Source organism: Pseudoalteromonas nigrifaciens (assembly GCF_002221505.1).
GTDB lineage: Bacteria > Pseudomonadota > Gammaproteobacteria > Enterobacterales > Alteromonadaceae > Pseudoalteromonas > Pseudoalteromonas nigrifaciens.
On sequence record NZ_CP011036.1, the window covers coordinates 582,108 to 595,306 of the forward strand.

At 39.3% G+C, this 13,199-nt stretch carries 14 protein-coding genes, 1 rRNA gene and 1 pseudogene; 11 read left to right on the forward strand and 5 right to left on the reverse strand.

Annotated elements, in window-relative coordinates:
* Nucleotides 1-114: 114 nt before the first annotated feature.
* The 8 genes and pseudogenes from rrf (at nucleotide 115) to PNIG_RS02750 (ending at nucleotide 5,385) form a co-directional block, all read left to right on the forward strand.
* Nucleotides 115-229 (forward strand): 5S ribosomal RNA (gene rrf / locus PNIG_RS02715).
* A 312-nt stretch (nucleotides 230-541) separates the two neighbouring features.
* Nucleotides 542-1,510 carry a tRNA dihydrouridine(20/20a) synthase DusA gene (gene dusA / locus PNIG_RS02720; protein WP_089367758.1) on the forward strand — a complete coding sequence of 323 codons (969 nt, stop codon included), beginning with the start codon at nucleotides 542-544 and terminating at the stop codon, nucleotides 1,508-1,510.
* Between the two features lie 253 nt (nucleotides 1,511-1,763).
* The gene (locus PNIG_RS02725; protein ID WP_089367759.1) at nucleotides 1,764-2,444 is read left to right on the forward strand and encodes a PspA/IM30 family protein; all 681 of its coding nucleotides are present in this window, start codon (nucleotides 1,764-1,766) and stop codon (nucleotides 2,442-2,444) included.
* A 10-nt stretch (nucleotides 2,445-2,454) separates the two neighbouring features.
* Complete coding sequence (locus PNIG_RS02730; RefSeq protein ID WP_086996915.1) at nucleotides 2,455-2,661, forward strand: PspC domain-containing protein; 207 nt, start codon at nucleotides 2,455-2,457, stop codon at nucleotides 2,659-2,661.
* Between the two features lie 36 nt (nucleotides 2,662-2,697).
* A pseudogene (locus tag PNIG_RS20000) lies at nucleotides 2,698-3,022 on the forward strand (hypothetical protein).
* 78 nt (nucleotides 3,023-3,100) lie between these two features.
* A complete protein-coding gene (locus PNIG_RS02740) occupies nucleotides 3,101-3,610 on the forward strand; it encodes a copper chaperone PCu(A)C (RefSeq protein WP_086996934.1) in 510 nt (169 codons plus the stop codon).
* An 8-nt stretch (nucleotides 3,611-3,618) separates the two neighbouring features.
* A complete protein-coding gene (locus tag PNIG_RS02745; RefSeq protein WP_089367760.1) occupies nucleotides 3,619-4,605 on the forward strand; it encodes a DUF2333 family protein in 987 nt (328 codons plus the stop codon).
* 3 nt (nucleotides 4,606-4,608) lie between these two features.
* Nucleotides 4,609-5,385, forward strand: coding sequence for a TIGR04219 family outer membrane beta-barrel protein (locus PNIG_RS02750; RefSeq protein ID WP_089367761.1), 777 nt, complete (start codon nucleotides 4,609-4,611; stop codon nucleotides 5,383-5,385).
* Between the two features lie 36 nt (nucleotides 5,386-5,421).
* On the opposite strand, the gene PNIG_RS02755 is transcribed toward PNIG_RS02750, so the two are convergent.
* Both PNIG_RS02755 and PNIG_RS02760 read right to left on the reverse strand, forming a co-directional pair.
* Nucleotides 5,422-6,291, reverse strand: coding sequence for a TIGR03899 family protein (locus PNIG_RS02755; protein ID WP_089367762.1), 870 nt, complete (start codon nucleotides 6,289-6,291; stop codon nucleotides 5,422-5,424).
* Nucleotides 6,260-6,814 carry an SRPBCC family protein gene (locus tag PNIG_RS02760; RefSeq protein WP_089367763.1) on the reverse strand — a complete coding sequence of 185 codons (555 nt, stop codon included), beginning with the start codon at nucleotides 6,812-6,814 and terminating at the stop codon, nucleotides 6,260-6,262. Before PNIG_RS02760 ends, PNIG_RS02755 begins: the two co-directional genes overlap by 32 nt.
* A gap of 306 nt (nucleotides 6,815-7,120) precedes the next feature.
* On the opposite strand from PNIG_RS02760, the gene PNIG_RS02765 reads away from it, so the two are divergent.
* The gene (locus PNIG_RS02765; protein WP_089367764.1) at nucleotides 7,121-9,298 is read left to right on the forward strand and encodes a YgiQ family radical SAM protein; all 2,178 of its coding nucleotides are present in this window, start codon (nucleotides 7,121-7,123) and stop codon (nucleotides 9,296-9,298) included.
* A gap of 139 nt (nucleotides 9,299-9,437) precedes the next feature.
* On the opposite strand, the gene PNIG_RS02770 is transcribed toward PNIG_RS02765, so the two are convergent.
* Both PNIG_RS02770 and srmB read right to left on the reverse strand, forming a co-directional pair.
* Entirely contained in the window at nucleotides 9,438-9,758 is a 321-nt protein-coding gene (locus PNIG_RS02770) for a BON domain-containing protein (RefSeq protein ID WP_011327212.1), read from the reverse strand.
* Between the two features lie 254 nt (nucleotides 9,759-10,012).
* Nucleotides 10,013-11,239 (reverse strand): ATP-dependent RNA helicase SrmB, encoded by a 1,227-nt coding sequence (srmB, locus tag PNIG_RS02775; RefSeq protein WP_011327213.1) that lies wholly within the window; start codon nucleotides 11,237-11,239, stop codon nucleotides 10,013-10,015.
* A 75-nt stretch (nucleotides 11,240-11,314) separates the two neighbouring features.
* Between srmB and PNIG_RS02780 the strand changes: the two genes are divergently transcribed.
* Together PNIG_RS02780 and PNIG_RS02785 are read left to right on the forward strand one after the other, a co-directional pair.
* Nucleotides 11,315-12,013, forward strand: coding sequence for a tRNA1(Val) (adenine(37)-N6)-methyltransferase (locus PNIG_RS02780; protein WP_089367765.1), 699 nt, complete (start codon nucleotides 11,315-11,317; stop codon nucleotides 12,011-12,013).
* 52 nt (nucleotides 12,014-12,065) lie between these two features.
* Nucleotides 12,066-12,512 carry a DUF2147 domain-containing protein gene (locus tag PNIG_RS02785; protein ID WP_011327215.1) on the forward strand — a complete coding sequence of 149 codons (447 nt, stop codon included), beginning with the start codon at nucleotides 12,066-12,068 and terminating at the stop codon, nucleotides 12,510-12,512.
* Nucleotides 12,513-12,575: 63 nt separating this feature from the next.
* On the opposite strand, the gene fldB is transcribed toward PNIG_RS02785, so the two are convergent.
* Nucleotides 12,576-13,097 carry a flavodoxin FldB gene (gene fldB, locus PNIG_RS02790; RefSeq protein WP_011327216.1) on the reverse strand — a complete coding sequence of 174 codons (522 nt, stop codon included), beginning with the start codon at nucleotides 13,095-13,097 and terminating at the stop codon, nucleotides 12,576-12,578.
* Nucleotides 13,098-13,199: the final 102 nt, after the last annotated feature.

Sequence of the window (13,199 nt, forward strand, 5' to 3'; positions counted from 1 at the left end):
AGATATTTTCCAAATTCAGTGGTGCTCTTAGCGCGCAGCGTTAAAGTTGAGGCACCTTGCGCAAAGAAAATGGTAGCACTATGTGCTTGTCATTCATTCTTTGCACCATATTTGCTTGGTAACAATAGCGTTTTGGACCCACCTGACCCCATGCCGAACTCAGTAGTGAAACGAAACAGCGCCGATGATAGTGTAGCATTTGCTATGTGAAAGTAGGACATTGCCAGGCTCCAAATTGTAGAAAGCCCGACTAGAAATAGTCGGGCTTTTTTACGTCTGCAGGAAAGTGAAATGTGGGTGGCTGAACTTTGAACGCTGACGTTTTCAATATAAATGGTATCTATATTTTTTGCTTATTCTGATATAATAATGTTTGAATTTAGCGCAGATACGCCTGATTTTATATTCTAAAACACCCCTTTTGATTGTTCCCTACGGTGTAGTTATTTATTAATAATAGATCTAAATGTGTGTAAATAAGCAAAAAAGAGATATTTAAATTGAACGAAATGTACTTAAACTTATATAGCACGGTGTACCAATGAAACCACTCGATAGACGCTTTTCTGTAGCACCCATGTTGGATTGGACTGATCGCCATTGTCGTACTTTTCATCGTAAAATGACTAAGCATACAGTGTTGTACACGGAAATGATCACCACGGGTGCTATTTTGTTTGGCCGAGGCGACTACCTACACTTTAATCAACACGAAGGGCCCGTTGCATTGCAGCTGGGTGGCTCTGATCCACAGGCTCTTGCACAATGTGCAAAGCTTGCGGGTGAGCGTGGTTATGACGAAATTAACTTAAACGTAGGTTGCCCGTCAGATCGCGTGCAGAATGGTCGTTTCGGTGCTTGTTTAATGGGTGAGCCGCAATTAGTTGCTGACTGTGTGGCGGCAATGAAAGCAGAAGTAAATATACCTGTTACGGTTAAAACGCGCATTGGTATTGATGAGCAAGACTCGTATGAGTTTTTGTGTGCACTTATAGAAGCGTCGCATAATGTTGGTTGTGATGATTTTATTATTCATGCTCGTAAAGCTTGGTTAAAGGGGTTAAGCCCTAAAGAAAACCGTGAGGTACCGCCGCTTGATTATCCACGTGTTTATAAGTTGAAAAAAGATTATCCACAACTCGATTTAAGTCTTAATGGTGGCGTTAAAACAATTGAACAAAGTTTAGAGCATTTACAGCATATTGATGGTGTGATGATTGGTAGAGAAGCGTATAGCAACCCATTTATACTCAATGAAGTGGACGAAAAGATTTATGGTGATATCGCTAACACGCAATCTCGTCATGAAGTCGTGCGCTCTATGTATAGTTATATTGAAGACGAAATGCGCTTAGGAGCTAACTTTTGGCATGTTGCTCGTCATATGCTGGGGATTTTTCAGGGGCAGCCTGGTGCCCGTGGATTTAGGCGTCATCTGTCTGAAAATGGCCATGGAAAACAAGCCGACTTATCGGTAATGGATAAAGCTTTGAGTTTTGTACCTAAATAATCAGCTAAGTGAATAATTTAATAAATGAATAAATACAGCCATCTTCGGATGGCTTTTTTGATCCTAAAAAATAGTCAAAAGTTTAGTTTATTGGCTAATTACACTTAATCATATTCAGTTAAAAGTAACTTTAATTTATAAATTATAAGTTTAAGTTGCTGAATTTAATGTGTTTTACTGTTTATATTATTACTTGGCATAACTCTTGGAATCTAATTTGTGTAATCACTTAAAAAGTTAACAGGAGAATCTCATGGGAATATTTAATCGCGTAACCGATATTGTTCAAGCAAATATCGTGTCGATATTAGACAAGGCAGAAGATCCAGAAAAATTACTTAATTTAATGATCAGCGAGATGCAAGATGCACTTACTGAGTGTCGCATTACGACAGCGGCTTTGTTGTGCGAAGAAAAAACACTTAAACGTCAAATTGAAAATAAAAATAACAATTTAGTATATTGGCAGGATAAAGCTGAACTAGCAATAGAGAGAGGTCGAGATGATTTAGCAAAATCAGCTTTACTTGAAAAACAAGCCATTAGTAACACAGTTGTAGCAAAGCAGCTGCAACTAGAAACGCTGCAGCAATCAATAACTAAAATGACAGCGGATTGTCAGCGTTTGCAACAAAAAATAGCCGAGGCTAAAGCCAAGCAAACACAGTTAGTACAGCGGCACAATATAGTGGCTGCAAGGGGGCAAATAAATAGCCAATTACAAAGTGAAAAAGTTGCACATGCACTCTCTCGATTTGAGAAAGTAGAGCAGCGCGTAGAAGGTATTGAAGCACAGGTAGAAGCGTACGAGCTTACTGATTCAGAAAATACTATAGCTGCACAAATAGACGCTTTGGCGAAAAACGAACAAGTAGATGCAGAATTAGCTCGCTTAAAAGCTGATTTAAAAACTAACTTAAAACAGAGTGCTTAAGGAGATAATTATGAATAGTTTTAACAGCAAACGTGGTTGGTACAAAGATCCACTTGATAAAAAAATATCTGGTGTGTGCAGTGGTTTAGCGCAGCGATTAGATTTACCTGTGTGGTCAACACGACTTGTCACTATTTTATTATTTTTGAGTTTTCCGTTTGCAATTGCACTAGGTTATTTTATTGCGCATTGCTGCCTAGAAGAAAAAGCAATTTAAGCTAATTTACATTTAGATTGAATTAAGGAGAGCTAAATGAAAGCGTTAGCCGTATGTATAATTGTTTATTTACTATTTTTTACTGATGTTGTCTCTGCGATGCACTTGATACTTGGCAATTACCGCTTTGGATTGCAGATACAAGTTGGATTGGGCTTGAGCTAATAGGAGCTTTAGCGGCTATTATTATTTTTGTAGCTGTTGCATACTAATAACGATAGGATTAGTTGGCGCAGCAGCAGTTGCATTAGTCGGAACTGTATTGGCATTTTTATTTGGATCGCTGATGATTGCTTGGCCGTTACTATTTATTGCGGTACTTTGCTGGTTAGTAGCTGATAACAAAAAAGTAGCATCTTAACTCCAAATTAACTGACTATTGCAACTGAACTATGTTAAATTTGATACTTAGCATTATGTTTTAACAAGGATTAGAGTGGTGATTAAACAGTGTATTTCAATTGTTTTGGTGTCGGTTTTAAGTCTTTTTTCATCATCATCGATGGCACATTCAGGGCATGATCACGATGCGGATGTTGCTATTATTAAGGTTAGTAATGCACAAGTAAGGGAGTTTTTACCTGCCACAACTTCAAGTGTAGGTTATTTAAGTATTATAAATCATAGTGATACTGTGGCTACGTTGACTAAAGCAACTATTGATGGCTTAGGTCGCGTTGAAATTCATGAGCACTCGCACGTAGATGGCATGATGAAAATGCAAAAAGTTGAATCGTTAACAATTAACGCCCATCAACAAATCGATTTTAAGCCTGGTGGCTATCATTTAATGATTTTTGAACCACAAGAACCGTTAAAAGTAGGCCAACAACGCAAACTCACACTATATTTTAGTGATGGCAACCGTGTATTTACCAATGCTCAGGTGGTATCGCTTGCATCACAAGCAGAACAATCACAAGCATCAAAACAACATACTCATCATTAGGAGGATCAATGTCACAACATAAAGGGAAAATAGTTGCTGCATTAGCTATATTACTAATTATTTTTTACGCAATAGCTGTTTATTGGAATACGGAGCCTGCTCGTTTTAATGTGGTAGAAAAAGCAAAGCAGCAAGCGCAGCAACGTAATGAGCAATTTGTTATTGGTTATACAACAACATCAACATTAATAACGGTAGCAAGTACGTTACTCGAAAAGCCAGGCGGTTATTTATCAAATGATGTTTTGCCGCCAAGTATAATAATGGACGATATGCCTGCGTGGGAATATGGCGCACTCGAAATGGTGCGTGATTTAGCCCTTTCTATGCGTAAAGATTTTAGCCGTTCGCAATCGCAATCAACTGAACACGAAGCTCTAAAAAAAGCACAGCCGCAGTTTAATATTAGCTCTGAAGCGTGGGCGTGGCCAAGCGCTGAAGGTGAGTACCAAAAAGGCATTGATTACTTATTGGTATATCGTACTCAAATAGCGAATGACCATGAGCGTGACAGTCAATTCTATGCTCGCGCCGATAACTTGCGCAGTTGGCTAAAAGAAGCTGAAAAGCGTTTAGGTAGCTTGAGTCAGCGTTTAAGCGCTAGTGTAGGCCAAGATAAAGTAAACACTGATTTAGCGGGTAATACATCAAATACACAAGCCACTTTTTCTCCATTACAACAGCAAGCTAAAACGCCATGGTTAGACATTGATGATGTATTTTATGAATCGCGCGGTGCTACTTGGGCTTTATTGCATTTCTTACAAGCGGTAGAATATGACTTTGCCGATGTGCTTGAGAAAAAGAATGCACGCGTAAGTGTGCAGCAAATTATACGAGAGCTTGAGGCAACTCAAGAAACAGTATGGAGCCCAATGATATTAAATGGGAATGGTTTTGGTTATGTAGCAAATCATTCACTGGTTATGGCAAATTATATATCTAGAGCCAACGCGGCTCTTATTGAACTTAGCGAATTATTGACCCAAGGATAGAAAATGAAAAAGTATTGTTTAGCAGCAGCCCTTTCAATGGCATGTTTAGCACCTGCAGCGCAAGCTGATACCTTACTAGGCTTGTATGTAGGTGTTGATGGTTGGAAAGCGGATAACGAAGGAAGCTTTTCTTATAAAGGAAATGCACTACAAGATTTTAATTTTGACGATGAAACCTTCGTAAGCTACTACGCTGCACTTGAGCATCCAGTGCCATTAGTACCTAATATTAAATTAAGATACACAGAGCTTGAGCTGGCCGGTGCTACAGAGCTTAATAGTCAGTTTATCTTTGGTGATCAGAGTTTTGAAAAGGGTCGGAATATTAATACAGTGAGTGATTTAACTCACATAGATTACACTTTTTATTACGAAATCTTTGATAACGACTTAATCTCTATCGATTTAGGTATAAATGCTAAACAGTTTGATGGCGAAATAAGTGTAGAATATATCCCTCAAAATAATGCAAGTGATAGTAAGCAATCTGAAACTGTCGAATTTTCAGGCTTTGTACCATTAGTTTACGGCCGTGCTGAAGCAGGTTTACCTTTTACCGGGTTAAGCGTGTTTTTTGAAGGCAGCTTTTTAGCAATAGACGATAGCAAAGTTCAAGATTACCAAATGGGTATTGCATGGGAATTTATTGATAACCTAGCAATAGATGTTGCTGTTAAAGCAGGTTACCGCTCAATGACATTAGAGCTAGACGATGTTGATGATATTAACACTAATATTGATGCATCGGGTCCATTTGCGGGCATTCAAGTACACTTTTAATTACACTGCTAATTAATAGTATATAGCGTGGTTTTGCTACTTAGTAGTATGCCACGCTAGTTCAAATTCACTCTCAAGTGCACTATTAAGTAACTGCTTATACACTTTATTTACCGGGTAGTTAATGAGTTTAGATAGCTCATCACCTGTTTGCGTAAACTTATAATAACTCAATACTAAATCGCTATTTTTTGCTTTTAACGTTACTTTTTGTGATAAAAACGATAACGTAAGTTCTTGCCCAGTTTTTAGTACCGCAGATTCAATCTCTTTTCGATATAGTAAATTTAAATCCATTAAAGTTAATATATCAGGAAAGCTAATCCCTGTTTTTCCTAGATTTAAAGATACTTTATTGCCCTTACGTAACAAATCAAATAGTGATGGTTTTTTATAAAACCCTAGTAAAATAAAGTGGCTATCGTCTTTTTCATTATAACCAGAGAGGGGTACACACTTTTGTAGAGAGTCAGCTTCGCGCTGGGTCATATGCTTAAGTGTTTGCAAACTTTTTATTGAGAAAGTCCCCGGGTTAAGCGTTTCACCGGTGAGTATTTTTGCCCAAAGTGACTGCATAGATTGATTTGAGGTATCACCACATAGTGCTACAAAGTGTTCTACCCAATCGGCATCGGGTTGTTTACTACTGGCTACGTCAGGACAAAAATCCATTGCCATAGCTAAAATTGTTTCTATATTTTGCTGTTGTTTAATGAGCAGTAAGTCTTGTCTTTTTTGTGCTCTAGCTAAAACTGTATTGTCGCTATTAATGCGATATAGCGGTTTAACCTTGCCTTGGGGGCCATAACTTTGCTCATTATTGCCTACTTTAATAATAGGATAGCCCAGTAACGACTCTATGGTATTAGCGAGATTAATTCTTGCTTGTGCGGTTTTGACTGCCATGATTTTCCATTATTGTTTGTGCATCACTTAGCTGCGCTACTGTTTTTAAATTATTGAGCCCCAGTGATACTGCGTTACTTAAAATGTGCTCACTAAGCACAGCCACATACCCAGAAACTAAAGGCAGCGTGGCTTGCCCCGTAATTTGAAAAGTAACCGTGACCGTTTTTGCATTTTGCGTAAATATTACTTTAGCGGCAATAATGTGTTCTTGAGCAAATAAAATATTCAACACCATTTTGTTTGCACTTAACGCTGTGGTGGTCATTTCACCTGCGCCCCATTTACTTTGCCATGATTGATGAGCACCAACCCCTGTGCTTGGCTCACCTAAGGAAAGTTCCACTGAGGGATCTAGCTTCTTCCAAGGCGACCATTTATGCCACTGCGAAAAATCAGTGATTAAGGGTTTTACTATGTGCGTATTAGCATTAATGTTAATACTCTTTGTTACGTTATAGCTCTGTGGTAGTAATAGGCCAATAACGATAAAAAGTAAGAGTAAAATTAATAAAAATTGCACTAACGTTTTTAATATTTTAATAAAAAACCTCAGATAAATTAGGTTACAAACTCGTAACTTATTATTAATCTAGCATATTAACTCGGGTGTGCTTAACTTTCGAGGTTAATTTTATAGCAGCTATTTTTTAATTGAACTAGATACTTAGCCACAACCTATGAAAAGTAATAGTTAATAGAGGTGTATGAGTGCTAAAAAATAACGAAACTTCAATTTAAAACCACGCGGCACAGCAAAGTAGTGCTCTATCAAGGTAGGTTGGTATAGGGTATAATTTGCGCCTTTTGTTATTAAACGGTCAACTTTATGAGCACACTTAAAGCTAAGCGCGGCTTATTCTCATACCCAAAGTATTGGGCAGAGTGTTATGGCACAGCACCATTTTTACCTACTACACGCGAAGAAATGGATGCACTTGGCTGGGATAGCTGCGATATAATTATTATTAGTGGCGATGCTTATGTAGATCATCCTAGTTTTGGGATGGCAGTAATTGGCCGAGTACTTGAGGCGCAAGGTTTTAGAGTGGGTATTATTGCCCAGCCAGAATGGGACTCTAAAGAAGCGTTTATGGCGCTGGGTAAACCCAATTTATTTTTTGGTGTAACCGCTGGCAACATGGACTCGATGATTAACCGTTATACTGCTGAAAAACGCATGCGCCATGATGATGCCTACACGCCAGACAACATTGGTGGTAAACGCCCTGATCGTGCGGTAATCATTTACTCACAACGTTGCCGCGAAGCGTATAAAGATGTACCACTTATTTTAGGTGGTATTGAAGCAAGTTTACGCCGTGTTGCTCATTACGATTATTGGCAAGAAAAAGTGCGTCGTAGTGTTTTGTTTGACGCTAAAGCCGATATTTTAATATATGGTAATGCGGAGCGCCCACTGGTTGAGGTTGCTCATCGTATTGCAGCGGGCGAAAGTACCGATACCATTCAAGATGTACGAGGGACTGCGGTTATTCGTAAAGAGCCGTTACCAGGCTGGCGTGGCAGTGACTCTACCGCTATTGATAAAATAGGTAAAATTGATCCAATTCCAAACCCGTATGGCGCAGATGATGTTGGCTGTAGCAAATCAGAATTTAAACAAGCAGGTATAGACTTAAAAGCCGAAGCCGCCAAGGTTATTACTATTCAGCCAGCGCGCCCTAAGCCATGGGAAAAAACCTACGTTAAATTACCTGCGTTTGAGCAAGTAAGTGTGAATAAGCCATTGTATGCACATGCTTCTCGTATTGTGCACCAAGAAACTAACCCAGGTTGTGCTCGTGCTATTTTTCAGCGCCACGGCGATCGTTCTATTTGGGTTAATCCGCCAGCATATCCACTAGAAACACATGAAATGGACGCTGTATTTGGTTTGCCGTATCAACGTATTCCTCATCCTAGCTACGGGGATGCAAAAATACCTGCCTACGACATGATTAAAACGTCAGTTAATATTATGCGAGGCTGTTTTGGTGGTTGCAGTTTCTGTTCGATTACCGAACATGAAGGGCGGATTATTCAAAGCCGTTCGCAAGAATCAATAATTGAAGAAATTGAGCAAATTAGAGATAAAGTACCCGGGTTTACCGGGGTTATTTCTGACTTAGGTGGCCCAACAGCCAACATGTATAAATTGGGTTGTACTAGCAAAAAAGCAGAAAGTACCTGTAGACGTTTATCGTGTGTATACCCTGAAATATGTAAGCATATGGATACCGATCATACGCCAACAATTGAGCTGTATAAAAAAGCCCGTGAAGTTAAAGGCATTAAAAAAATATTAATCGCCTCGGGTGTACGCTACGATTTAGCCGTGCAAGATCCACGTTACGTTAAAGAATTAGTTACTCACCATGTAGGTGGATATTTAAAAATAGCGCCAGAGCATACCGAAGATGGACCATTATCAAAAATGATGAAGCCAGGTATGGGAGCTTACGATCAGTTTAAAGCGTTATTTGATAAGTACTCAAAAGAAGCGGGTAAAAAACAGTATTTAATCCCATACTTTATTTCGGCGCACCCAGGTACTAAAGACGAAGACATGGTAAACATGGCTTTGTGGCTTAAGTCGAACGACTTTAAACTTGATCAGGTACAAAATTTTTACCCATCTCCAATGGCAAATGCGACCACTATTTATCATACCGAGATGAACTCACTGCGTAATATTAAAAATAATACCGAAGTAGTACCTGTGCCGAAAGGTGCGCGCCAGCGTCGTTTACATAAAGCAATTTTACGCTATCACGATCCTGCGGGCTGGCCAATGATCCGCGAAGCACTGCGCAAAATGGGTAAAGCTAACCTAATAGGTAAAGCGCCAAATTGCTTAGTGCCAGAAGAAGGGCGCGACGAAAGAGCTGCAAAAGGAAGTAGTCGAGGTGGGCGCCCAGCATTAACGCGCCATACTGGTTTTAGCCAATTTCATAAGGCCAATACAAAACCAAAGGTAGCGAGTAATCGCCAAAGAGCTAAATAGAGCTCATAGCTTAAAAAGTAGTTAGCCTGTTTGGCTTATTACTAAGCTTGGGCTTGATTACTGAATATATGAGCACTGAAAAAAATGCCGCTTATTTTGCAATAAGCGGCATTTTTTATGTAAGTTATTTAAGTAAAACTTAAATAATATCAATTTTGTTACGAATGATTTTTACGCCATCCATATTTTCTAAAAACTTTTGTGCCAACGCACGCTCAAAACCTGTTTGCGCTTTACCGTATAAATCTACTTCGCCATTTTTAACTTGTACGCGAATATCGCTTAGCGCTAAATTGGGGTTGGTACGCAAAGTGTGGGTAATCGATTGCTGTAAGTTAGGTTGGGTTGCTAGGCTGCTAACGACAACCATATTTGTTGTAGCACTCACTTTTGTAGCGCATGCTAATAAAAACAAACAACAAAATGATACTAAAGCGATAGTTAATTTTAAACGGCTCATAATCATATCCTTACATTGCAATTAATCGGGTAGCCAAATTAGGCAGAGTTACCATGATAGTTACAATTATCGTTCCATATTTAATATACTGAAAATAAAGGCTATTTTATTAAGTGGGAATTCAGGTGGGCAATTGTTACATAAAACTAAGTAGAGATTACATAGCCCTAAACCATGCAGTTATGGAGGAGCAGGCATTAAAAAGCCGACATTTTTGTCGGCTAATATAATACTACTTATAGTATGCGCTTAAGTTACTTTTTCTTTTTAACCTTAGCTTTTTTCTTCGCTTTCATTTTAACCGGATCTTTACGCTTTTTAGCCGGCGGCTTAGCTTCTTTATGCTTTGGCTCTAATCCTTTAATAACACGACGTTTAAGTTTTTGCTCAATATAGCGCTCTATTTTATAAAGAATGCCAATATCGTGCGCTTCAACCAGTGAAATAGCGATGCCTTTTTTACCAGCGCGGCCCGTACGGCCAATACGGTGTACGTATATATCGGCTGTGCGTGGTAGGTCAAAGTTTATTACATGGCTAATATCAGCCACGTCGATACCGCGCGCCGCTACATCGGTAGCAACTAATATACGGGTTTTGCCGCTATGGAAGTTTTCCATCGCTTTCATGCGTTTGTCTTGCGGCATTTCGCCGCGTAACCAGGCTGCTTTAACGTCGTTAGTTGTTAGTTCACCAATTAGCGTTTCAAGACGCTCACGGGTTTTAACAAACACTATGGCTTTAGTTACGTCTGGGCCATTAAGGGTATTAACTAACAGCTCAAGTTTATGATGATAGTCGTCGGCTAAATGTACCCACTGGTGAATTTTAGCCTTTTCTTTGCGTGACGATTCAGCTTCAAGCAATGCTGGATCGTTTAGCGTTGTTTCAGCAAATCTTTCAACACTGTCGCCTTCAAGGGTTGCTGAAAATAAAAAGCACTGACGACGATTTTTAGCTTCATCACAAATACGGCTCATTTCTTTTTTAAAGCCCATGTCTAGCATGCGGTCGGCTTCATCAATAATAAGCATTTCTACGTGTTCAGCATGAAAGTTTTCGGTTTCTAAATATTCCATTAAACGCCCTGGGGTGGCGATTAAAATGTCATTATTTTTTTCAAAAATCTCTTTATGCGTACCATAGTTAATACCGCCTGTTACTACCCCAATTTTAAGGTTAGTACGTTTAGCAAGTAGTTCGCATTGTTCATGAATTTGATAAGCTAGCTCACGAGTTGGCGTCATTACTAATACGCGCGCAAAACCAGGATCACGACGCGGAAAATCCAATAAATATTGAATAGCCGGAATTAAAAAGGCGGCTGTTTTACCTGTACCTGTAGGCGCAGATGCTAAAATGTCACGCCCCTGAAGTGCTTCAGGAATAGCTTGTTGTTGAATGCTGGTTGGCGTTTCGTAACCCATTTTATTAATGGCGTCGAGTAGCTTGTTATCAAGATCAAATTCAGAAAATTGCATAGAGTGTCAAAAATAAAGGACAATGGCACTAATTATACTCGGTTACGCCTGCTTGGTGAATGAAAAGGTGAAAAAATGTCTGGTTTTGCATTTAAACAATTTAAAGTTGCGCACGAACAGTGTGCAATGAAGGTATCAACCGATGGTATTTTGCTTGGAGCATGGGCTAATTTAAGTAATGCCAACAGCTTGCTCGATATAGGTACAGGCACGGGATTGCTGGCGCTTATGTGCAAACAGCGCAGCCCCCAGTTAACTATAACGGCGGTAGAAGTTGATAAAAATGCTTACCAACAAGCGTTGCAAAATATTGCCGCTAGCCCGTGGCCAAATATAGAGGTGCACCAGCAAAGCATTCAAACTTTTAACAGCGCGCAGCCGTTTGATGTAGTGATAGCCAATCCGCCGTATTTTAATCACAGTTTAAAAGGTAATAATGAGGCGCGTAATATTGCGCGCCATACAGATGGTTTAAGTTTTGCTGAGCTAATTAGTGCTTTTAAAAAGCTCAGTCATGCAGGCTCAACCTTTAGCTTAATTTTACCCACTACAGAGGCTGCGGTGTTTATTGAACTTGCTACTCAAAACGGGCTTTTTTTAAATACTCATTGCCAAGTAAAGGCGACGCCAAATAAAGCGATTAGCCGAAACCTAATGACCTTTAGCTATATAAACCAGAGCATTGTGGAATCAGCTTTGTGTATAAAAGATAATGAAAACAACTATAGCGAAGATTATATTACGCTATGCAAAGCATTTTATTTGAAGATGTAATGTGGTAAACAGTGCTGGTATGATGAGTTTATATGTATACAGGTAACTTATAATGAAAAAACGAACTAAATCAGTATTATTAAGCGCCTTAGCCGCTACATTTTTTACAACGCAGAGCGTACTTGCCAGTATGACGCCTGTTGGGCTTTGGAAAACCATTGATGAAGACACTAATGAAGCTAAGTCGTATGTCCGTATTGTTGAAAATAACGGGGTTTTAAGCGGCACCATTGAAACATTATTAAATAAAGATAAGCAAAATGCAGTGTGCTCGCAGTGCTCGGGCGATAAAAAAGATCAGCCCATATTAGGCATGACCATTATTGATAATGTGATAGATAGCGGTGATGGTAGTTGGGAAGACGGTCAAATACTCGACCCAAATAACGGTAAAAGCTATACAGTACGCTTAACGACTCAAGATGCTGGTGAAAAATTAGAAGTGCGTGGTTATATTGGCTTTTTTTATCGTAACCAATATTGGCTAAGAGTAGAGTAGTTAGCCAATAAAATTAAAGCGCAGTGTGGCTGCGCTTTACAAGTACAACAATAATAAACAGTATTACAGGGTTTCGCTGTACTCGGTCATTACCTGTTCAACCCAAGTGGCAATACGCTCGTCGCTTAGCTCGTACTGGCTGTCTTCATCAAGGGCTAAACCAACAAAGTGTGTACCGTCTTCGGTGAGTGCTTTAGATGCTTCAAACTCGTAACTATTGTCGTTTGGCCAAAAACCTAACTGGGTAAATGTTTGCGGACTTATTTCGTCGTGTAGCATGCCAAGCGCATCTTGAAACCACTGGCCGTAACCTTGTTGATCACCCATGCCAAATAACGCGATGGTTTTACCATTTAAGTTTACGTCTGCTATGTCGTCCCACTTTGACTCCCAGTCTTCTTGTATTTCACCAAAATCCCAGGTTGAAATGCCAAAAATAATGAAATCGTATTGCTCTGCATTTTTTAGTGGTTCGTCTTTAATATTATGCAAGGTAACGATATCGGCACCAATAATGTCGCGAATTTTTTCTGCTGCCATTTCGGTGTAGCAGGTAGTAGAGCCAAAAAATAAACCAATTTGCATCGTATTTATCACTGTGTAATTGCCTGATATGATAAGCTCAAGTTTACCGTAAGGTGTTTTTAATTGATACCTTAGGCAATGGCTATAACAAAAATGAGAGCA